Consider the following 21,279-nt stretch of genomic DNA (forward strand, 5'->3'; position numbering starts at 1 on the left):
GTCTCCCAGCGCCATAAAGTTTGGGTGGTGATTTTGGATGAATCTGTATGAACCTGAGTTTTTTAAAGCGCCTGCCTTTCGGCTCTAGTAACGAAGCGCACAGAATTGTTTCGTCTGCAACTGGTCCTGAGCGACTCACCGCAGAGAAGTTGTTGCAGCAGATGTTAGACGGACTACCAGAACTATTAGCTGCGGCCGTTGTGGATGTAGCTTCAGGTAGAGCACTAGCAACTTACACGAGTGCCCGTGAATTTAATCCTAACAAAGTAGCAGGCTTTAACGCCGAAGTAGTAAAACAAACATACGGCCTACTGCAAGCCTTAGCGCTTGAGGATGAGCAGATTGAAGATATTCTGATAACCTTGCGCAATCAGCTGCACTTGCTGCGGTTGCTGCCCGACGGAGAGCAGTTGCTGTACGTCGTCGTGGATTGTCGGGATACGAACCTAGCTCTGGCCCGTACCGTGATGCAGTCATGTGTACAAGCTGAGTCATTTTAGGCGGCTGCAGTCGCCAAGCATTATTTATCACACGCCCTTTCCTTTCCTTCCTTTTTCCTTCCTTCTACCCTTTTATCCACTCTTCCATGAAGTTGACTGCTTCTCCATTCGATCCAACTACGGGTGAGCTGCTACCCGTGTATCGTGATGCTTATTTGCGCGGGGACCTAGCCCGGACGCAGACCAAAGCTGTAGATGAGTACCTACGGCGCAATTCGCAGCAGGGAACAGACGCCCTGCACCGCTTGCATAACATGGCCACAGAAGGCGAAGCTGTGCGGCCTGTAGGTTGGGTAAACCGTCAGATCGACCTGATGCGCACTGAGCCAGAGCGTTTCCGTCGTCGCGCCGCTTCAATCGTGGCTGGTGCAGCACTCGTGGGCGGTACTGTATTCGCGGGCACCAATTTGCCCAAGAGCAACCTGCCTTTCGAACACGCAGCTATGACAGAGGCTGCTAGTTCTTTGCGCATGGTGGCTGTGCGTGGTCGTATCCTCAACGAAGAAGGTAAGCCACTGGTAGGCGCTACCGTTCTGCATAAGGGAAGCAGCCGCGGTGTGAGCACCAACGCAAATGGCGAATACGTACTGTTTGTGCCAGCAGGTGCGAGCAAGACGACCTCGTTACAGTATGGCTACGGTGGTTATGTTGAGGAGGAAGTACCCGTTGCTACGGCCGCAGCTAGCAAGGCGCACAATGTGACCTTGGTACCGCAAACTGAGCAGGCAAAGAAGCACCGCCGCTGGTTGTTCTTTTAGTTTTCACGGGAGCAGTACCCATACCTCTGCTCACCAAACTGACCTAGAGTGAAACCAAAATCTTATCGAAAAAGAGCATCTAAGCGAAAAGTTACTCCAGAAACGGCTATTAGTTCGGCTCAGCTTGAGGCTGCCGACACGGTCGTACAAGGTATACGAGCAGATCTGCCAAGCTTAATGGCAGTAGCGGTGGTCGATGTTAATTCGGGCAAGATGCTGGCCTCTCATTCCAACTCTATCAGTATCAATCCGGAGACGGCCGCAACGTACAACACAGAGGTTGTGCGGCAAAAGCAAAAAGCGCTAGCCGCTTTGGCGCTTGAGGAAGAGCAGATTGATGAGATACTGATAACTCTGCGTCATCAGCTTCACCTTATTAAGCTGACAGATGCTGGGCACACCTTCGTATATCTGGTGGTAAAGTCAAGCGAAACGAGCTTGGCTGTGGCCCGCGAAGTAGTACGCAGTCAAGCTCTTTTGCTTAGCTAGGCCCGCTAGCAAACAAAAGAGTACAAGTAAATTCTGGAGAGTGCAGCTAAAAACCCCGCGTTGAGTGCTTCCTAGTGAAGCCGCTCGATGCGGGGTTTTGTGTTGTATGGCTAGTGCTAGGCCAAACAGTAGAGGCACTGGTTATAGCGTGCACAGCAAGTGAGAACAGTGCCGTTAATGGCGGAGCCATTTTCTCTGCTACCTTCGTAAGGGGCTGCTAAACTGTCGTTCGCGTAGGTAAAGCACGCGCCGCTTATCAGAATTAACTAGCTATGTTCAGCATGAAGAAATCAGCCAGCCGAATTGCCATTTTAGGGAGCGGCAACATTGGCATTGCCTTAGCCAAAGGACTGGTGAAAGCCGGCATCTTTGAGCCGGCTCAAATCACGCTTACCCGTCGCAACAGCGCGGCCCTAGCCTCACTGGCTCAGGAAGGCTATGTCACGAGCAATGACAACCTAACGGCTGTGGAAGCAGCAGATATTGTTGTGTTGGCTGTGTTGCCACAGCAACTCAACAAAGTGTTAGAAGGTGTTAAGCCTAGCATTGATCCTGCAAAGCATCTGATTATTTCCGTTATATCTGGCGTGAGTTGTGCCGATATCCGGCAAGAGCTAGGTGTAGAAGTACCTGTTGTGCGGGCTATGCCAAACACAGCTATCAGTATCGGGCATTCGATGACGTGCGTAGCCAGTGATTGTGCATCTGAGGAGCAAATGGCGCTCGTAGAAGCTCTGTTTGATACGGTAGGCAGTACCATTCGTATCAATGAGGAGCTTATGACTTCCGCCACAGCACTGTGCGCTTGCGGTATAGCGTTCTTTTTGCGCTCTATCCGGGCAGCGTCGCAGGGAGGCACTGAAATCGGCTTCCACGCCCATGATGCCTTGAAGATGGCGGCTCAAACCGCTAAAGGCGCCGCTGACTTACTTTTGCAGCTCGCATCTCACCCGGAGCAGGAAATTGATAAAGTGACCTCCCCAAAGGGCTGTACTATTGCGGGCCTTAATGAAATGGAGCACAACGGCTTCAGCTCGGCTATGATCAAAGGAATCAAGCTGTCGGCGGAGAAGGCTGGTACGCTATACAAAGAAAGCTAGCCTATAAAGGGTAAGTAGAGGTGTAGCTTGTCTACGCCTCTACTTGCGGGCGAAGTGCTGCGGCTTCTTGGGGTTTCTTAGTGCGCCCACCTAGCACGACTAGTACCACCGCGACCACAATCAAAGCTGCTCCGCCTAGCATTTGCTTGTTCAGAGGTTCGTCGGCGAAAGCCCAGCCGAGAAGTACGGCTACCACCGGATTTACGAAAGCATTTGTGCCGGCTAGGGTCGGCTCAACAGCGCGCAAGAGCCAGATGTAGGCCGAAAAGCCCATGATAGAGCCGAAAACGACTAGGTACCCGAATGCTACCCAGGACTTCGCCGTGATGGTAGTCAGTGTGAAGCTAGATGCTTCTCCGTGCAGTAGTGCCGCCACAAGCATCACAAGGCCACCACAAATCATCTGCATGCTGCCGGCCACAAAAGGCGAAGGCGAGGGTTGCTTTTTCTTGGAATACAGCGAGCCAATGCTCCAAAGAAGAGCCGCCGTGAGTACACAGGCAACACCTAATGTCTCATGGCCCGGTAGTGCTACGTGGCCTGCTTCCGATGTGCTAGCCAATAAATAGACCCCCGTCAAGCCTAGCCCCAACCCAACCATAACTCCTAGCTTGGGCCGGGACGACATGCCGCTTAACCAGCTGAATAGGGTTAAGAACATGGGCACCGTAGCGGCTAACAACGCTGCCAAGCCAGACGGAATGTACTGTTCCCCCAGAGTTACGCCGCCGTTGCCGATGGTAAGCAGGCATACGCCAATAACCAAAGCGCTGCCCCAGCCACTTGGCGTGGGTTTGGGGGCGCCGCGTGCGCGCATAAAGCCGTAGAGCAACAAGCCCGCGAGCAGGTGCCGGGCGCTAGCCATGAGCAAAGGGGGCATGCTTTCAATGGCAAAGCGGATACCTAGGTAAGTGGAACCCCAAACAACGTAAACGATGGCGAATGCGAAGAGAAGGGCTGCGCGCGCGGGAGGTGGGGAAGAAGTAGCCACAAGGATGATGAAAAGTAGAGCTAGCAGAAAGTTAAGTGCCGTTCTAGGCAGGCGTGTTGCAACCTGTCACAAAGCGTCAGCACAAAACTGGCTTTAAATAGTCGATCAAACGAGCTAGGTGAGTTGAAGTCAACAGGATACTGACTCTTGCACGCTCAAAGCGGGTTGCGTAAGCAGCATTTTAGCTTGCTTCAGGCGTACACTCGTGGCGTGTTGGTAGAGCGAGTAGCTAAGTGATTGACGAAATTACTTCAGCAATCGCTTTTTAGGAAGCATAGCTTGAATAGCGCAAGTTTACAGCGACTCCGTCTTACTATCGCCTACGGAGTGAATGTGCAAACCAAAGCCTTGACAAGGATAGTGCAAAAGCTGTAGATGCTTGGTGCGATGGGTGTGCCGCTAACACCTTTGTTGCAGAGGCTAGCTTCGGTTCGTGCATGCGCAACCTGGCTGGCACATTGGTGTCTGGTAAAACCAGTACCTTCCGCTTTTGTCACCAAGTTGTCATTATGCTCAGAGCATTTCTCTGCTACGCTTCCCTGCTTTTGCTACCGCTGCTCAGCAAAGCCCAGGTTCAACCTGTCCAACCTGCCGTCACCCGTGCCGATTCGCTGCGGGGTAGCCTCACGCCCCTGCGTACGTGCTACGATATTAATTACTACCACTTAGATGTGCGGCTGAACATTGAGCAGCGAGCTATTAGCGGCTCAAACTTGTTTCGCTTCACAGCCACGCAAGATTTCACCCGGCTGCAGTTTGATCTGTTTGCCAACCTGACCGTGGAGAAAGTGCTGTACAAAGGACAAGCGGTGCCGTTCACGCGGGAGTACAACGCCGTGTTTGTCACCTTTCCGCAGCCGATTCGGAAAGGCGCGCACGACGAGTTTACCGTACAGTATGCCGGCAAACCCGTTGTGGCTAAAAAAGCACCTTGGGACGGCGGCTTCGTGTTTACGCAGGACGCGCAGGGTAAACCATGGGTTGCCACCGCTTGCCAGGGAGTAGGGGCTAGCATCTGGTGGCCAACCAAAGACCACCAAAGCGATGAGGTCGACAGCATGCTCATCAGCGTGACGGTGCCGAAGGGGTTGAAAGACATATCGAATGGGCGGCTGCGCAAGACGACAGCGCTACCCGATGGCTACACCCGCTTCGATTGGGCAGTGCGCAATCCAATCAATAACTATGATGTAGCCTTGAACGTGGGCGATTACCAACACTTCGGCGATACCTACGACGGCGAGAAAGGCAAGCTCACGCTCGATTATTGGGTGCTGCCTGAGAATATGGAGAAGGCTAAAAAGCAGTTTGGTGCCAACGTGAAGCCCATGCTTAAGGGGCTGGAACACTGGTTTGGACCCTACCCATTTTACGAAGATGGCTATAAGCTGGTAGAGGCCCCGCACCTCGGTATGGAGCACCAAAGCGCGGTGGCCTATGGCAACCATTACCAGAATGGCTACCTAGGTCATGACCGCTCCGGCACGGGCTGGGGCTCGAAGTGGGACTTCATTATCATCCACGAAAGCGGGCACGAGTGGTTTGGCAACAACATTACTAGTAAGGATATAGCCGACATGTGGGTGCACGAGGGCTTCACCACTTATTCGGAGTCGTTGTTCGTGGAAAGCCTGTTTGGCAAGCAGGCCGCGCAAGAATACATCTACGGGCAGCGCAAGAACATCCAGAACGATAAGCCTATCATTGGTCCGTACAATGTGAACCAGGAGGGCTCTAGCGACATGTACGATAAAGGTAGCGTGCTGCTAAACATGGTCCGGACCATTATCAACGACGACGAGAAGTGGCGCCAGATCCTGCGCGGGCTAGGCAAGACGTTCTACCACCAGACCGTCACCACCGAGCAAGTTATTGGCTACATCAACCAGCAAAGCGGGAAGGACCTCACCAAGGTCTTCGATCAATACTTGCGCTACACCAGCCTGCCGACGCTGGAAGTGCGTTTCCAGAAGGAAAAAGCGGAGTGCCGCTGGGTTGCTGATGCAAAAGGCTTCAACATGCCTGTGCGAGTGCGCACCAAAGGCGGTACCTACCGCTTCATCACACCTAGCACCGAGTGGCAGCCACTAGCCGTGGCTAAGGTGACCAAGGAAAACCTAGAAGTAGACACCTTCGACTACTACATCAAAGTCGCGGTGCTGTAGCCACAGCATGGAACTGCCATTTGTTGTCTACCTGCAGCTGTTAAGAATTTTATTTTGGAGGAAGAGAAGCTTGTGTTTAGACCTAGCTTTGCCCGCAGAAACAACGCTTGTCAGCTGGCTAATACCTACTGATCTATTAGGTGCTAAACTTTGTTCCTTAACTTTAGCCCCACTGATTCTCACAGCTTACTTCTTATTATGAATCAATACGACGTCACCGTCATCGGCTCCGGACCTGGGGGCTACGTGGCGGCCATTCGCTGCGCGCAGCTAGGCCTGAAAACTGCCATCATCGAGAAGTACCCCACGCTGGGTGGTACCTGCTTGAACGTGGGCTGCATTCCAAGCAAAGCGCTGCTCGATAGCACCGAACATTATCATAACGCGCATACTACCTTCAAGGAGCATGGCATTGAGCTGAGCGACTTGCAAATCAATATGAACCAGCTCATCGACCGCAAGAATGGGGTCGTGAAGGCAAACGTCGACGGTATTTCGTTTTTGATGAAGAAGAACAAAATCGACGTGCTGCAAGGCGTTGGTTCGTTCATTGACAAGAATCACATCAAAATCGCGCCCACCAATGGCGGCGAGGAGCAGCAGATCGAGACCAAAAACGTCATCATCGCCACGGGTTCGAAGCCCACGGTGCTGCCCTTCATCAAGCAAGACAAGCAACGTATTATCACCAGCACCGAAGCCCTGAACATCCGAGAAGTGCCCAAGCACATGATCGTGATTGGTGGCGGCGTTATCGGGTTGGAAATGGCGTCGGTGTACGCCCGCTTAGGTGCCAAGGTATCCGTGATTGAGTTCATGGATTCGCTCATTCCAACCATGGATCGTGCTCTTGGCAAAGAGCTGAAGCGCATCCTCGGTAAGATCGGCATCGAATTTTTCCTGAGCCACAAAGTAACGGGTGCTACTCGCGAAGGTGACGCCGTGACGGTGACTGCTACCAACCCCAAAGGCGAGGAAGTTAAGTTTGAAGGCGATTACTGCCTCGTGGCGGTGGGTCGTGTACCCTACACTCAAGGGCTTAACCTGGAAGCTGCCGGTGTGCAGATGGAAGAGCGCGGCCGCATCAAGGTCGATGAGCACCTGCAAACCAACGTGCCCGGTATCTACGCCATCGGCGACGTAATTCGCGGTGCGATGCTCGCCCACAAAGCCGAAGAAGAAGGCGTGTATGTAGCCGAAACCATCGTGGGTCAGAAGCCGCACATCAACTACCTGCTCATTCCGGGCGTGGTGTACACGTGGCCCGAAGTGGCCGGCGTGGGCTACACCGAAGAGCAGTTGAAGGAAACCGGCCGTGCTTACAAAGTAGGTTCGTTCCCGTTCCGCGCTTCGGGCCGCGCCCGCGCTTCGATGGATCTCGACGGCTTCGTGAAAGTGCTAGCCGATAAGCAAACCGACGAAATCCTAGGCATGCACATGATCGGCCCGCGCATTGCCGACCTCATTGCCGAAGGCGTAACAGCCATGGAGTTCCGCGCTTCTGCCGAGGACGTAGCCCGCATGAGCCACGCCCACCCCACGTATGCCGAAGCTGTGAAGGAAGCGTGCCTAGCCGCTACCGAGAACCGCGCCATTCATATGTAAACCGCTACGCTCGCTTATTTACACCCAAAGCTAGACCTAGCCATACAAAACAAAAGCCGCCTGCTAATAGGCGGCTTTTGTTTTGTATGGCTGCGTGCTTGCGTGCCTGCTACCATGATCTGCATAGTAAAGGGTTCGGCACAGAGAAGTAACTTGCTAGCGGCTAACTTCAGATAGTGAAGAATTCTGGTGTCCGCCGCTTCTCTTCTATCAATTTCACATTCTACCTGATACTACTTTACTGTGTCTGACCTTACGCTAACAAACTCCCGAAAGCGGAATATCTGGGTGGGAAGCTTCTTTTCACTGCTGCTGCTGCTCGGCTTGTTTATTTATCGTGACTACGGCATTTCGCTTGACGAGTCAATAAGCCGTGAAAATGGGATGATCACCTTAAAGCACCTAGTGCAGTACGTAGCGCCTGGTATGCTTGAACAGGACTTCATTCTGAATCAATACATGCCGCTGGAGCAGTATAATGACCGCGACTACGGTATTGCATTCGAAACGCCCATTTCTTTGATTGAGCGGTTATTGCACATCGACGACGAAGGCGACCAAATCTATTTTCGACACCTGATGACCTTTCTGGTGTGTTTTGGTGGAGTTATAGCGGTGTACCAGTTGGCTGCCCGCCGCTTCCGCGACTGGCGTGTCGGGTTGCTCGCAGCCTTATTCTTAGTATTAAGTCCGCGCTTATTTGCTGAGGCGTTCTACAACGACAAAGACGCCGTGTTTATGGCATTGTTTGCGGTAGCTACCAATACAGGCGTGCGATTTTTGCTGCGACCTACAGTTGGCCGGGCCGTTTGGCATGCACTGGCTTGCGCTGTGATGATTGATGTGCGGATTATGGGAATTATTCTGCCGGCTCTTACTCTCGGATTTCTGTTTTGGAGCGCCGTGCGTGGACAAGTGAAATGGCCACAGATGTTGACTACGGGTATGCTGTATGTGGTTTTGGTAGCGGGATTAGTCGTCGCTTTCTGGCCTTTTCTGTGGTCGGCACCACTGGATAACTTCCTCTGGGCTTTTGATAACATGCGGAATTTCCGTGCAGATGGACTAATTCTGTACCTAGGCACGCCCGTTTCGTCTACTAAGTTGCCTTGGCACTACCCCGTCGTTTGGGTTGGTGCTACCACGCCACTCCTGTACGTGGTAGGCTTTCTGGTAGGGGTTATTCTGATCGGGATTACGCTAGTGCGCCAGCACTGGCGACTATGGCAAAACGAGCAGGAGATGCAGGATCTACTTTTTTTGGCCTTGGCTGTAGGGCCAGTTCTAGCAGTTATTGTGTTACACTCGGTGCTATATGATGGCTGGCGGCAGCTGTATTTCATCTATCCTGCATTTCTGTTGATAGCCATGCGCGGCTGGGTAGCAGCTTGGCAATGGCGGCCCTTACAGACAGGCGGAGCGCTCTGGTCTAGGGTGGTGCTGGCGGCAACGGTGCTAAGTGTGGTAACTGTTGCTTACCAAATGGTCCGCGACCATCCGCTGCAAAATGTCTATTTCAATGCGTTGGCTGGCCGTCATCCGGAAGAAAAGTTTGAAGTAGATTATTGGGGCCTAAGTTTCCGCAAGGGGCTAGAGTACATTGTGGCCACTGACGACCGGCCTCATATAGCCGTTAGTGCCCCTGTAGCACGATGGGCGGGTTTCAGTCAGAAAATGCTGCCAGCCGACACGCGCAATCGGCTTCAGTTCGTAGACAACCCAGCCGAAGCTGACTACTTCATTACGAATTATCGAGGGCACGCCTACAGCTACGATTACCCCAATGAGGTCTTCCAGATACGCGCCAACAACATGCGCGTCCTATCCGTGTTCCGTTTGCGCTGGTAGCTCCCGTCAATAGCCTAGCAACGGAGAGCTACCAGCGCAATTTGCTACAAGACATCAATCAATGCAGACTATGGTTACCCTACCACGGAGAGCACCAACATCTAATCCAAGAGAAGTAGATTAAAGCGACGAAAGAGATTTACCTAGCTGCCAGGTACTAGGCAGTTTACAGCTGATCTCGTACCTATATTAAGTTCAAAATTGGCTTGAGAATAAGAGTCATATTGTTAGAAGACAATTGCTTAAGTTAGCTAATCTAGCACCTTGACTATTCCTTCTCACGATGAAACAAGCCTGGTTAGCTTTGACCCTAGGTTGTGCACTCTTCTCAAAAGCCGCACAAGCCCAAATGCCCGCCGACAGCGGCACCTTCCTGCTGCACAAGTTTGAACAGCGCATCGGGAAGGAAACCTACCGCGTGACTTCCTCCGCCCAAGCGCTAACCTACGACGTGCGTTTTCGCTTCGTGGATCGGGGAATGCCAGTGCCGCTGCGGGCCAACATCACCGTGACGCCTGCCGGTGAGCCGGTGAGCCTAGGAGTATCAGGCAACACCTCGCGCTTTTCTATCATCTCCGATTCGGTACGGATGCTGCCTAATGGGCAAGCGTACGTGCGGGTGGGGGAGAAGACCACTACCGCCGCGCGGCCAGCGTTAAGCTTCCCTGTGGCCGGCTACTCGCCGGTGACGGGGCAAATGCTGCTACTCCGCTACTGGCAGCAGCACGGCCGACCCACTAGCCTCGACTTACTACCCACCGGCACAGTACGCATCCGCCGCGACGGGCAAGATACACTTACCTTCCAAGGCAAGCCCTTGGTGCTCCAGCGCTACGTGCTGAAAGGCTTGGTGTGGGGCAACGAACTTCTCTGGACCGACCAGCAAGACCGCCTCGTGTGCATCATCACCAACGACGCCGAGGGCGACAAAATCGAGATGATGGCCCAGCCCTACGAGGCGCTGCTATCCACCATTATCGAGCGGGCCGCGACGCATGGCATGCGCCTGTTTACGACGGAAGCTGGCGGCCAAGCAGCCACTAAAACTGCTGCCAAGCCGCGGCAGCTAGCATTTGTGGGCGGCACGGTGGTAGATGTGGTGCAGGGACGTACCATCCCGAACGCGGTGGTGCTGGTGGAGAACGGCAAGATTAAGCAGGTAGGGCCTGCTGCGAAGGTGAAGGTGCCCAAGCAAGCCCAGGTTATTCGGGTGGAGGGCAAAACCATCTTGCCAGGGCTGTGGGACATGCACGCCCACTTCCAACAAGCGGAATGGGGCCCCGCCTACCTAGCCGCCGGCGTAACCACCGTGCGCGACTGCGGCAACGAGTTCAGCTACATCAACGCCGTGCAGCAAGCCATCGATGCTGGGCGGGGTGTGGGGCCTCGCATCCTCAAAGCCGGCATCATCGACGGCGACGGCCCGGCGGCCCTAGGTATCGTGCGGGCCAATACGCCCGTCGAAGCCGCCCAGGTAGTGCAGCGCTACCAAGACAACGGCTTCGTGCAGATCAAGCTCTACAGCTCGCTGAAGCCCGAGATAGTGCGTGCTATTTGTGAGGAGGCGCACAAGCGCGGCCTCACCGTGACGGGTCACATTCCGGAGGGCATGACCATCTTGCAGGGTGTGGCCGCGGGCATGGATCAGGTGAACCACCTCCCGTACGTAGCCGAGGCCCTGACGAAGAAGCCTGATAAATCGTGGGTGCTGAACGATACCACCAGCGCCCGCGTCTACCGCTTTCTGAAGGAGCACCACACTGTTATCGACCCGACGGTTGGGGTGTTCGAGATGACAGCCCGTTCTCTGAAAGACGATCTTACCACGATAGAGCCGGCCTTTGCTTCCTTACCCCAACCCTTGCAGGCGCTGTTCCTGACGATGGGCACCACGCCCGAGCGGGCGACCGGTGCCAAGCCCATTATGGAGAGCTTCTACCATCTCGTGAAGCAGCTCTACGACCAGGGCATCCCCATTGTAGCCGGCACCGATATGGTTTTCCCCGGCACCAGCCTAGCCCGCGAGCTGGAGCTGTATGTGCAGCAGGCCGGCCTCACGCCCATGCAAGCCCTACAAACCGCCACCATCACGCCCGCCCGCGTGATGAAGCTAGACCAGCGCACCGGCTCCCTCGACCCCGGCAAGCAAGCCGACCTGCTCATCGTGGATGGCAACCCCTTGCAGCAAATCCGCGACATCCGCCGCGTGCAACTGGTAGTGAAAGACGGTGAGCTCTACGATCCTGCCCGCATGCGGCAGCTAGCGGATTTTCAGAAATAAACAAACCTGAGTTGATGAATGCTCACTACTCTTTAATTGTTGAAGCTGTGATCTTACTCTGAAAGTTAAGAGTACCTATTTTTATTGTATAATTAAACTTTTATATATTAATGGCTTGTGTGATTGTGAATGTTGTTTCTAAAGTCTAGAAGTATTTGATACACAAGTTGTAGATGTATTTTTCCTATTGTGTGATCAAAATATCGTATTGAATTACCTTCGTTGCTAATATGTAGGTCTTCAAAAAATGTTTGAGTTCTTATACCTGTGACTTCTTTTATTTCGAAAGGCTCAGTTATGTTAAATTGCTCTCTTGTAGTTATTGAAAATACTTTTTTTCTTAAATCTTTTAAATCCTGTAATGTTATATCTGTTAGTTCTTCGGTTGTTATAGGTTTCGATATTACAAATTGATTGAATAAGTCTGTGTCTATGTCATTATTCTCTTCATAGCTAGTGAAAAGAGCAACATTTTCTCTGTACCTATTAGCATAGAAGGGTGCAGCAGAGGTTATTTTATTGTAATCAACTCTTGTAGAGGAGAATAAAATTCCTTTAAAGTTTGATTTCCTTAAAATCTCTGTAAGTAGTTGTGGTAACACGTACTCTTCCGCAAATGCATTTCCTTCAGAACGTCTTGAACGCTTGAATGAGCAAACTTGTGACAAGATAAACTTGCAAAAATCTCTTCTAATATCTATCTGTCCAACTATACTTGGAGCGCCTACATTATCAGACGATAGTACATTATGATTGATGAATAAATCAGGAAACTCATTTGTTATATCTAATACTAGAAGCTTATTTGGCGATTTATGCCTGAACGAGCAGAAATAAATATTTTCTAGGCTTTCAATGCTGCCTCTAATCTCAGCAACTACGTCGATTGGTGATAAGCCGAGATAAAGTAGTGGTTGTCCTGTTATCGAGTACCTTTGATTTTGTATCAGATGTCTTTTATTGAACGGGATATGGAATAGATCTGTCTTATTTAATATCGCGCTACTCTTTCTTCCTCGAAAGAAGATAGATTTATCTATTTTATTGCTGGATTTTAGTAAGTCATACTGATTTAAAAGGTAGTCGAATATTAATAATGCATCCGGGTTATTGCCCTTTATCCAGTATGTGTATACTTTTCTTATTTCGTCAAAAAATAATCTTATATCTACAGTTGATTTTATCTCTTGATGTAGATGTGTTGCTTCTAATTGTGTATTTATATGGATTTTCTTATGCTTTTCGCATTTATCAACATCTATTAAAGAGTTGTATTCATTGATGAAGTTATTCTGGTACTCTTTTAATACTTCTTCAAACCTTTCTGATTTAGATAGAGATAAGGTCCGTAGTCTATCCTGAAAAGGGTCTTCTAAAAAGCAAAGGATACAGTTCATGAGCTTAATCGTTTTGATAGAAGATAATAGCTCTAATGTAGAATCTAATCACTGTAAACTGACGCGAGCTTGTAAATCGAGCCATGCATTCTCCAAAACTGGCGCGAGCTTATAGATTGTGCCTGGCCTTGAGTGGAGATTAAATCTCCACTGTCGCAACAGCGACAATGCGGTACTACTCCGCGTACGACTGCCTAAGTATAAGCACAGGTTCTGACAAATGGAGGCGCAGCCTCCAAGCATAAGAGGCGCGAGCTACAAGCTCGCGCCAGCAGGAGCCAGTATGCAGCCGCGGAGGACGTAACAGCTAAACCTAGGTCTTCTGCACCAGCCTAAATCCGTCTTTCGTCACCTGGTATTGCTGACCCTGAATCGTGATGGTTTCGCCTTCCAGCAGCTTGCTCAAATCCATAAGGTCGGCTTCGATGGTGTGCAGGGAGAAGCCGTGCTTGCGGGCTAGGGCTAGGTACTTGGGGTTGATGTAGTCGTGCACCCCACACAGGATAATGCGCACGTGGGCCGTTGTATTCTTGAGGAGCTTGGCGTCGCGGGGGAAGGTGTAGTTGTCCGCAATCAGGATCAGGTCGGTGGACTCGGAGGTGAGTTGCTGGGCGTAGAGCAGGGCTTCGGCGTCGTTTTCGGGAGCGTCGCCGCCCCCGCCGGCTTTCATAGCTTCGATCAGCTTGTTCTTGATGGCCTCGTAACTGTCCGTTTTTACGTGGTGGAGGCCACCGGTTTTGCCGGGGCGCTTGTCTTTGTCGGGCTGGTCGTCGCCGTCGTTGAAGAACACGAAGGTCTTTTTATCCTCTAAGGCGCTGAGTTGCAGCCACGCTAGTAGGTCGTAGGTGTAGGTGAACATGCTGCCCGTCACGTCGGTCACCACTACTTCCTTGCTCCACTCGGGGTGGCGTTGCATCACGCGGGCTACCACGTTGGCGTCGGGCGGCAAGGCTAGCTCGGCGGGTACGGTGTCGGCCGCGGCCAGTAACTCACCGGCCTTGGTGATGCGCGCCTCGCAGTAGTCGTGCTTGCCCTTCTTTTTCAGGAAGACGCGGTACAGCCGGGCCGCCGAATCGGGCAGAGAAAAGTTGGTAATGGCTAGGTCGGGGTACCCAAACACCTGAAACGGCCCTATTGGCAGGCGCACCGCTCCCTTCACAATGAACGGAAACCGGCGCCGGTCGATGGGGAAGCCAGAGGCAAACACTACGCTTTCACGGAGCGCCTTCTCTAGCGCCTCGGTGCACAGCGGTTTCGCAGTGGGCTGCACCTGCACGGTTTGGGTTTTGCCGTCGGCGTCTACCGTCATCTGAAACTTCACCACTTGTGGCGTGCGCTCGGGGCAGGTGTAGGCGCGGCGAAAGTTGCGGGCCATGTCGCGGACGGTAAACCGGCTCAGCGGCAGGTTGCACGCTACTTTCTTGCCCGACGCCTTCTTGGCGGCTTTGGGGTGTTTCTTTTCGAGCAGGCGCAGCTTGCGCGTGAGGCTATCTACCTCGGCGCGGCTGGTGGCGGCCGTGGCGTGCTTGGCCACATACACCACAAACCCGTGAAAAAATGGCTGACACGCGGTGGGGCTGTTGCAGCCGGTTTGCTCCACCAGCGTCCAGGTCACGGATTCATCCTGCAACAGCCCTGGCACCACCGCAGCTAGGTTGCGAATTCGGCTGAGGTTTAGCTGCCGCTGATTGAAGCTAGGGTTCAGGCGAAACGCTGTGTACACCAAATCAATCCGCACGATGTGGCGCTCGTTGAGGTGCAGTGCCTGCACGTCGGCACCCGAGAACGTGGCGGGTAATTCGAGTGCCTCTAGGTCGGGCAGCGGCTGGTAGCGCTCCGTACGGTAGGCGTTTAGCTGGTCGTAAAAAGTAGTGAGTTCTGTCTCCGAAGGCGTGCTCTGCGCAAAGCTGGCGCTGGTTGCTAAGAAGAGGATAAAACTGGTGAGAAGTGCCTTATTGAATAGCCAGGACATGTAAGAAGTATAGCAAAACTAATAAGACACAAGGTACGGGTTTCGCCGCTTCCTATATCTATCCGTGATACTTGACTTCTACCAAGTTCTTCGTGTCAAAACACGGGCTTGAGTTAAACTAGAACTAGAAAGCTCCCCTCCTTTTTTAAGGAGGGGTTGGGGGTGGTTCCTTGTCGTTGAACGACTAGCTAGCTTTAGTTTCCTAGCTCTAGCAGGACCACCCCAACCCCTCCTTAAAAAAGGAGGGGAGCTTTCTAGTTTATAACTTCTATTATCCTAGCTCTAATGATAATTTCTACTAAGTATTGATCTAGTTACTCGTCGCGCTCCAAGACGTATTTCAGGACTACAATTCCACAGTCGAAGACATTTGATTTCAGTAAGGCTAGGTGCTGCTTGTGCGCAAGTGCTTGGAAGATCGGCATGCCTTGCCCAATAGCTACCGGGTTGATGTACAGGTGGTACTCATCAATTAAATTGTGCTGAATGAGCGCCGATACGAACGTGGCTCCGCCGTAGGCAATAATGTCTTGGCCGGGCTGCTGCTTGAGCTGGTTGATTTCCTCTACTAAGTCGCCTTTCGCCAAAACAGTGTTATCCCACTCCGACTGGTCGAGGGTCTTGGTGAAAACGACTTTGGGCGTATCGGTGAACTTCTTGCCAGCGGCAATTTCGGGGTTGTCCGTCGTAGCGGCGACGTTGGCCCAATGCGGGATAAAGCCTTGCGCGAGTTTGCGCCCAAGCACAATGCAGTCGACGGACGCGGTTAGTTCTTCTGTGTACTGCTTCAGCGCCTCGTCCCAGTCGAAGGTTAGCCAATCCATTTCACCATTGGGCCCGGCAATGTAGCCGTCGAGAGTCATCTGCACTTGCAGCTTTAGCTTTCTCATTGTCTCGTATTTCGATTATTACTAGAGTTGCAATGACGTTGTGTTGGTAGCTTGGTCATTGCAGTAAATCAATAGCCTAGCCACTTAGGTACATAGGCAAGTCTGCCAGCCATTTTTCCTATTGGTCGGATTGATTCTTAATAATCAAGCAGGTTACAGCGCTGCGGCGGGCTGCTCTTGCTGCACGGCAGCCGGGTCCATGTATAGCACTTCCCAGTGGTGACCATCGAGGTCTTGGAAGTTGCGAGCGTACATAAACTCTGGGTTCTGTATTTCCTTCAACGGCTGACCGCCAGCCGCCAGGGCTTTGTCTACGAGCGTATCCACGGCTTCCCGGTCATCGGCCGATAGGGCAATCATCACCTCCGTGGTGCGCGTCGCATTGGCAATGGCTTTGTTCGTGAAACTCTGGAAGAAGGGCTCTACCAGCAACATCACGTAAATCGTATCGCTCACAATCATGCAGGTAGCCTTTTCATCCGTGAACTGCTGATTGAATTGAAAACCTAGCTTCTTGAAGAATTCGATGGAAGCATTGAGATTCTTAACGGGAAGGTTGATGAAGATTTGGGTAGCCATGACGATAGTTTTTAGTGTTTTGATATGCCAAAGATATTAGCATAGTAAAGCTAAAAAAGTGTGCAAATGCGACAAACTACAGGGGCATTTGCGCCAGGTAAATGCAAAGAAAAAGGCTACCATTTCGGGTAGCCTTTCTGTGTGTGCGTGGGGAGCTTAGCTTACTCTTTTACCAGCCGTTGGGTGATCTTCTGCTGATCTTTTGTGATGATTAGGAGCGTGTATACGCCCCCGCGTAGCGAGGCTATATTAAGCTCGTTGCCTTTGAGCGTGCCGCTGGCTTTCACCACACCATAGGCATCCAGTATTTGGTATTGACTGCCAGACAAAGCTAGGTCAGTAGTTAGGTACAGCTTGTCTGTTACGGGGTTGGGGTAAAGCTGCACGGCTTGCTCGCTGCTCGTGGTAGCGGTGGTTGCCTTTGCAATGGTGCTAGCAGCTTTGCTAATACGAATCCAGTTCAGATTCCAGCCGCCGGTTTGGGCAAACACGCCGAAGCTGTAAGTGCCAGCCGTCACGGTGACGGTTTGCGAAACGGTGGTCCAGGTTTGCCAGCCGCCGGTGGCTGGAATGGTTACTTTGCCGAGCTGCGTGGTGCCCGAGTTCAGATCCGACGACAAGGTGCCGCCGCCGGGGCTCGCCACGCGGTACTCCACGGTGTAGGTGCCGGTAGTGGGGAAGGTGATGTTGCTGTAGGCCATCCAGTCGCCTGCGTCGATGTAGCCCACGTTCAGGCCGCCGCCCGTGTCGGTCGTGGTTTGGGTCTGTACCCCTGACATGTTACTGTAGTTTTCCGCCTCTAGGTTGATGGTAGTTGCAGTAGGTGCCGCTGGGCCGTACACCTCCACTTCATAGATGGAGTAACCGTAGGTAGTAGCGCGGCGCGTGCCGTAGATGCGCAGGTAGCGGCCGCGACCCATGAGGCCAGTAATATCGTCCACGCCGCCGTCGCCGTTGATGACCGACTGGATTGAAGTCCAGGAAGTACCGTCGGAAGAGGTTTGCAGCTGGTAGTCTTTGCCGTAGGCGCCTTCCCAGGTGATTTTTACTCGCGAAATGTCCTTTACCGTACCTAGGTCGAGTTGCAAATACTGCGGATCGGCAAAGGCGCTGCTCCAGCGTGAGGCCAGGCTGCCATCAATGGCCTTGGCCGCCGTGGTACCGTTGTTTTCGCTCGATGAAGCTGTAGCGCCTACGGGCGTCAAGCGAGTGGTAGTGGGAGTAGTGGTGCTGCCGCCGGCGGGCAAGCTCACGTACAGTTGACCTAGCTCAGTAAGCTGCCCCGACGTAGCACCGAGCAGGTTGATGTTGGGTATCTCGCTGTTGCGCCCCGAAAACCACGCGTAGCGAAACACGGCGGGCTCGTTCTCCAAGTAGTTCACGGCCGCCGTTAGGTAACGCTTCTGCACATCGAGCGTGATTTGGTCGTGGGGCATGTCGCCGCACGAAAACTCGGTGAGCCAGATCGGCTTGCCGTATTTCTTCAGCTCCCCAATCTTGTCGCGCAGCCACTGCTCCTCACACACGTAGGTGTGCACGGCAATGTAGTCGACCTGGCAGCTCGGGCAGGCGGCAAAGAAGGCGTCGAGGTACTGGGTGGGCGAGTAGTAGGTGGTGCCGTTTTCCGAGACACAGTCGCCGCAGTAATTCACGGCCGGCGACACCAGCTTGAGGTTTTTGCGGCGGGCTACTTCTTGTAGGGTCGGCCACAGCGCCGCGGCTTGGGTAGGTGTGAGGTTTGCTTGGCTGCGGAAGTTGGGTTCGTTGAAACCTAGCAAGTACTTGGCGCCGGCCGGAATGTTAGCGGCCAGCCGGTCGGCGGTGAAGGGCGCGCCGTCGAGGTCGCGGCCCCACTGCATGGGCACGTACTCCACCCCTAGGCCCGAGTAGACGCTCGCGGCGCCCGCTTCGGGTTTCGAGTACCAGTTGTACCACCAACTAATGCCGGGCGCCAGCGCCTGCATGTCGGCCGCTGAGTGGTAGCCGTAGGCAATGCCCCGCTTCGGGCTCTTGGTTTGGGCGGTGGCTTGGTGGGGCCAGCTACCTAGCAACGTTGCTGCGCCGAGCAGACAGCCAGTAGCTAGCCGGCTAACTAGAGTAGGAAGTTTACGCATGAAAAGAGCAGTTAAATGGATGGATTGGTTGGGTGTTGCGGATAGGTCGGAGCTAGTAGTTTCTAAAGATAGTTGTAAAAAAGAAAGACCACCGTTCGAGGTGGTCTTTTAATAGAATGGTAATGCGTTGATGCTGAGCTTCTACTTTCCTGCGCGGTAGCGTCGTTACTGTTGTTCATTAAATACAGTATCAATAGCCAACCCAGCCGCCAATAGCATCACAGTCGAAATAGGCTGCACTTCGCCTGTGTCATGAATAGAAATCAGGTAGTTGTCGGCAGTGGTGAAGAGCTCTTTACCAAAGCCAGCCCATTTCTTGGTCACTACACCTACTTCCTGCCCCGAGGCGCTGATAAACTTGAAGTCCCAGCTTTTCCAACTGCCTTTGATTTCAGCTATTTTCTCATCCTGCGGCGAATACACGTGGAAGCCGCCTGCGAGGCTGAATATCTTGCTTTTGAAATAGCCTAGCTCGTTTTCGTGCGCATCAATGACGCGCACCTTCGAGCGCCAGAACGTCCAGCCGCGCTCAATACGCAGCAGGGGCTTGGAATCTAGGGTTTCACGCACAGCTACCGTTGCAGGTAGCATCTGTTTTTTGAAAAGTAGCCGTAGCCATATCGCCCACGACGGAGTAGCTTCACTCGCAATGCCTATTTGCTCGTTGGTTTCGGGGTCCAGAATATCGTAAGTGTCTTCCAGCTTGAACATGCCTACATGTTCGCGAATAAAGTAGTTGTGCCGATTTAGCATAAGGAGTATAGAAATACGTAGCAGCGCGCGTTGATGGAGCTGGCGTTATATGGTTCAAAACACATATAATGCCGTTTCCGCATGCCACTGTTTACTGCGTCGCCCACCGCTTTTCGCGCCACGCGCGCTGTTTCTCCGCGTCCAAATACGTCCAAGCTACGATGCGGCTGATCTTCTGACCCTGCGCCATGTTGATGGTACGCACATCAGTGGCACCTAGCTTTTGCAGCGACTTATACAGGCCCGGCAGCGTTTCTTTCTTGGAAACCAACGCCGTAAACCACAGGCACTCCTCGCGAAACAAAGCACTTTCGGTGGCCATGCGCCACAGGAAAGTAGCTTCGCCGCCGGGGTACCACAGTTCACTGGGTTTGCCGCCGAAGTTTGGCGTAGGCTTGGGGCCTTGGCTGGTACCTAGGTTGTGTTCTTTGCGCCGGGTGCTAGCCTCGGCTTCGTCTTCTGAGCTGTGGAAAGGCGGATTGCACATCGTCAGGTCGAACACTTCTTTGGGCTTCGTGATGCCAACAAACATGTTGGTAGACGAGGGCTGCAGGCGCAGCTCTACCGCGCCGGTGAGCACGCTGTTGTTGGCGACAATTTGCTTTGCCACCCGAATGGCTACTGGGTCGACATCGGTGCCGATAAAGCGCCAACCGTATTCGCGGTGCCCGATAATGGGGTAAATGCAGTTCGCGCCCACTCCGACGTCGAGCACGCGAACACGCTTACCGGTGGGCACCACGCCATCATTGACGGAGCCGAGCAAATCGGCTAGGTAGTGCACATAGTCGGCGCGGCCAGGGATGGGCGGGGCTAGGTAGCCAGCCGGAATATCCCAGAGCTGAATACCGTAGTACTGCTTCAACAACGCCCGGTTCAGTGCCTTCACCGCATCGGGGTTGGCAAAGTCGATGCTGGTGTCGCCGTGCGCATTCACCGCCACGAAGGGGGCTAGCTCCGGCGAGTTTTGCACGAGCTGCGGGAAGTCGTAGCGGCCACGGTGGCGGTTGCGCGGGTGCAGGCTTTCTTTGTCGGCAGCAGAGTTCTTAAGTGGCTGGGGCATGAGCAATAATACGTGAGGCAGCAAGTAGCGGTAAGTGCTAGGCCTCCAAATCTAGCTAGAGTTGCCACAACCGCTGCTTCCTGGCCTAGCACGTAGCCCGGTGAAAACACAAAGGCGACTGAAACGCGGAGAGTTTCAGTCGCTTTTGGTGGTTAGCTCGTCAGAGTGCCTTACTCTTCAAAGCTCAAGTTCTTGGGCTCTTTGGGCTCTTCTAGCATCTTTGCCTTATCCGTGGTAGGAACCGAGGTGTCTACCACTTCAAAATTGAGATTGTCAAACCAAATCTGACCTGCATCATCGAGTAGGGCGCCGTAGGCAATGTTGGAAGCCTGCGCCGGCACGTCGAGCACGATTTCATACTTCTTCCAATCGGACGTGCCCTTCAAGGCACGACCAGACATGTTATCGAAGGACAGCGCCCTCTGAGAACCAGCTTGGTCGACGCGCAGCCAAAAGCCGGCCCACCCTTTTACCTCTTTGGCTTTCATGTAGCCGGTCATCCGAATGCGCTTACCTAGGTATTTGCCGGGGGCGCTATTCTGCATCAAAGTGCCAAAGCCATTGGGCGCAGCATCAATAGAGCGGATTGTAGCGGCGTTCTTCCCTGCCTGCCCCGCGCCTTGGTCAACGCCCATTTCGTACTTCTTGGGCTGACTGCCGGCCACGAACCAACCCGTGGGTATATCATACGAGGATAATGCCAAGGCCACCCCAATTAGTAGGCCTCCTTTCATGATTGCTGTTTTCATAAGGGCATTGATAAAGAGTGAAGGA

17 protein-coding genes are annotated in these 21,279 nt (G+C 53.0%); 8 read left to right on the forward strand and 9 right to left on the reverse strand.

Annotated elements, in window-relative coordinates; genetic code table 11:
• Positions 1 to 161 precede the first annotated feature (161 nt).
• The 4 genes from SD425_RS01685 (at position 162) to proC (ending at position 2,847) form a co-directional block, all read left to right on the forward strand.
• Positions 162 to 500 carry a hypothetical protein gene (locus SD425_RS01685; RefSeq protein ID WP_324674754.1) on the forward strand — a complete coding sequence of 113 codons (339 nt, stop codon included), beginning with the start codon at positions 162 to 164 and terminating at the stop codon, positions 498 to 500.
• Positions 501 to 586: 86 nt separating this feature from the next.
• Positions 587 to 1,258 (forward strand): carboxypeptidase-like regulatory domain-containing protein, encoded by a 672-nt coding sequence (locus tag SD425_RS01690; protein ID WP_324674756.1) that lies wholly within the window; start codon positions 587 to 589, stop codon positions 1,256 to 1,258.
• A gap of 48 nt (positions 1,259 to 1,306) precedes the next feature.
• Positions 1,307 to 1,747: a hypothetical protein gene (locus SD425_RS01695; protein WP_324674758.1), complete on the forward strand. Its 441-nt coding sequence runs from the start codon at positions 1,307 to 1,309 to the stop codon at positions 1,745 to 1,747.
• Between the two features lie 281 nt (positions 1,748 to 2,028).
• Positions 2,029 to 2,847, forward strand: coding sequence for a pyrroline-5-carboxylate reductase (gene proC / locus SD425_RS01700; protein WP_324674760.1), 819 nt, complete (start codon positions 2,029 to 2,031; stop codon positions 2,845 to 2,847).
• 31 nt (positions 2,848 to 2,878) lie between these two features.
• On the opposite strand, the gene yedA is transcribed toward proC, so the two are convergent.
• On the reverse strand, positions 2,879 to 3,838 hold the full coding sequence (gene yedA / locus SD425_RS01705) for a drug/metabolite exporter YedA (RefSeq protein ID WP_324674762.1): 960 nt from the start codon (positions 3,836 to 3,838) through the stop codon (positions 2,879 to 2,881).
• Between the two features lie 437 nt (positions 3,839 to 4,275).
• Here yedA and SD425_RS01710 point away from each other — a divergent pair, with 437 nt between their 5' ends.
• The 4 genes from SD425_RS01710 (at position 4,276) to SD425_RS01725 (ending at position 11,737) form a co-directional block, all read left to right on the forward strand.
• Positions 4,276 to 6,003 (forward strand): M1 family metallopeptidase, encoded by a 1,728-nt coding sequence (locus tag SD425_RS01710; RefSeq protein WP_324674764.1) that lies wholly within the window; start codon positions 4,276 to 4,278, stop codon positions 6,001 to 6,003.
• 198 nt (positions 6,004 to 6,201) lie between these two features.
• On the forward strand, positions 6,202 to 7,608 hold the full coding sequence (lpdA, locus tag SD425_RS01715) for a dihydrolipoyl dehydrogenase (protein ID WP_324674766.1): 1,407 nt from the start codon (positions 6,202 to 6,204) through the stop codon (positions 7,606 to 7,608).
• Positions 7,609 to 7,851: 243 nt separating this feature from the next.
• The gene (locus SD425_RS01720) at positions 7,852 to 9,456 is read left to right on the forward strand and encodes a glycosyltransferase family 39 protein (protein ID WP_324674768.1); all 1,605 of its coding nucleotides are present in this window, start codon (positions 7,852 to 7,854) and stop codon (positions 9,454 to 9,456) included.
• Between the two features lie 283 nt (positions 9,457 to 9,739).
• Positions 9,740 to 11,737 (forward strand): amidohydrolase family protein, encoded by a 1,998-nt coding sequence (locus tag SD425_RS01725; RefSeq protein ID WP_324674770.1) that lies wholly within the window; start codon positions 9,740 to 9,742, stop codon positions 11,735 to 11,737.
• A 107-nt stretch (positions 11,738 to 11,844) separates the two neighbouring features.
• Here SD425_RS01725 and SD425_RS01730 read toward each other — a convergent pair whose 3' ends face one another.
• The 8 genes from SD425_RS01730 to SD425_RS01765 form a co-directional block, all read right to left on the reverse strand.
• Positions 11,845 to 13,134, reverse strand: a complete 1,290-nt coding sequence (locus SD425_RS01730) for a hypothetical protein (protein ID WP_324674772.1) — start codon at positions 13,132 to 13,134, stop codon at positions 11,845 to 11,847.
• A gap of 313 nt (positions 13,135 to 13,447) precedes the next feature.
• Complete coding sequence (locus SD425_RS01735; protein ID WP_324674775.1) at positions 13,448 to 15,106, reverse strand: hypothetical protein; 1,659 nt, start codon at positions 15,104 to 15,106, stop codon at positions 13,448 to 13,450.
• A 314-nt stretch (positions 15,107 to 15,420) separates the two neighbouring features.
• On the reverse strand, positions 15,421 to 15,996 hold the full coding sequence (locus tag SD425_RS01740; protein ID WP_324674777.1) for a dihydrofolate reductase family protein: 576 nt from the start codon (positions 15,994 to 15,996) through the stop codon (positions 15,421 to 15,423).
• Positions 15,997 to 16,149: 153 nt separating this feature from the next.
• The gene (locus SD425_RS01745) at positions 16,150 to 16,575 is read right to left on the reverse strand and encodes a VOC family protein (RefSeq protein ID WP_324674779.1); all 426 of its coding nucleotides are present in this window, start codon (positions 16,573 to 16,575) and stop codon (positions 16,150 to 16,152) included.
• A gap of 161 nt (positions 16,576 to 16,736) precedes the next feature.
• Complete coding sequence (locus tag SD425_RS01750; RefSeq protein WP_324674781.1) at positions 16,737 to 18,689, reverse strand: glycosyl hydrolase; 1,953 nt, start codon at positions 18,687 to 18,689, stop codon at positions 16,737 to 16,739.
• A gap of 165 nt (positions 18,690 to 18,854) precedes the next feature.
• Positions 18,855 to 19,442, reverse strand: coding sequence for a phospholipid scramblase-related protein (locus SD425_RS01755; protein WP_324674783.1), 588 nt, complete (start codon positions 19,440 to 19,442; stop codon positions 18,855 to 18,857).
• Positions 19,443 to 19,533: 91 nt separating this feature from the next.
• Positions 19,534 to 20,505, reverse strand: a complete 972-nt coding sequence (gene rlmF / locus SD425_RS01760; RefSeq protein WP_324674786.1) for a 23S rRNA (adenine(1618)-N(6))-methyltransferase RlmF — start codon at positions 20,503 to 20,505, stop codon at positions 19,534 to 19,536.
• A 170-nt stretch (positions 20,506 to 20,675) separates the two neighbouring features.
• Positions 20,676 to 21,254, reverse strand: coding sequence for a hypothetical protein (locus SD425_RS01765; protein WP_324674788.1), 579 nt, complete (start codon positions 21,252 to 21,254; stop codon positions 20,676 to 20,678).
• Between the last annotated feature and the right edge of the window lie 25 nt (positions 21,255 to 21,279).

This window comes from Hymenobacter sp. GOD-10R, assembly GCF_035609205.1.
Classification (GTDB): domain Bacteria; phylum Bacteroidota; class Bacteroidia; order Cytophagales; family Hymenobacteraceae; genus Hymenobacter.

Bases quoted from the DNA above. Each gene is read 5' to 3' on its own strand.
- SD425_RS01685 (WP_324674754.1), top strand. From the start codon at position 162: ATGTTAGACGGACTACCAGAACTATTAGCTGCGGCCGTTGTGGATGTA.
- SD425_RS01690 (WP_324674756.1), top strand. From the start codon at position 587: ATGAAGTTGACTGCTTCTCCATTCGATCCAACTACGGGTGAGCTGCTA.
- proC (WP_324674760.1), top strand. From the start codon at position 2,029: ATGAAGAAATCAGCCAGCCGAATTGCCATTTTAGGGAGCGGCAACATT.
- SD425_RS01710 (WP_324674764.1), top strand. From the start codon at position 4,276: ATGCGCAACCTGGCTGGCACATTGGTGTCTGGTAAAACCAGTACCTTC.
- lpdA (WP_324674766.1), top strand. From the start codon at position 6,202: ATGAATCAATACGACGTCACCGTCATCGGCTCCGGACCTGGGGGCTAC.
- SD425_RS01725 (WP_324674770.1), top strand. From the start codon at position 9,740: ATGAAACAAGCCTGGTTAGCTTTGACCCTAGGTTGTGCACTCTTCTCA.
- SD425_RS01730 (WP_324674772.1), bottom strand. From the start codon at position 13,134: ATGAACTGTATCCTTTGCTTTTTAGAAGACCCTTTTCAGGATAGACTA.
- SD425_RS01735 (WP_324674775.1), bottom strand. From the start codon at position 15,106: ATGTCCTGGCTATTCAATAAGGCACTTCTCACCAGTTTTATCCTCTTC.
- SD425_RS01740 (WP_324674777.1), bottom strand. From the start codon at position 15,996: ATGAGAAAGCTAAAGCTGCAAGTGCAGATGACTCTCGACGGCTACATT.
- SD425_RS01745 (WP_324674779.1), bottom strand. From the start codon at position 16,575: ATGGCTACCCAAATCTTCATCAACCTTCCCGTTAAGAATCTCAATGCT.
- SD425_RS01750 (WP_324674781.1), bottom strand. From the start codon at position 18,689: ATGCGTAAACTTCCTACTCTAGTTAGCCGGCTAGCTACTGGCTGTCTG.
- SD425_RS01755 (WP_324674783.1), bottom strand. From the start codon at position 19,442: ATGCTAAATCGGCACAACTACTTTATTCGCGAACATGTAGGCATGTTC.
- rlmF (WP_324674786.1), bottom strand. From the start codon at position 20,505: ATGCCCCAGCCACTTAAGAACTCTGCTGCCGACAAAGAAAGCCTGCAC.
- SD425_RS01765 (WP_324674788.1), bottom strand. From the start codon at position 21,254: ATGAAAACAGCAATCATGAAAGGAGGCCTACTAATTGGGGTGGCCTTG.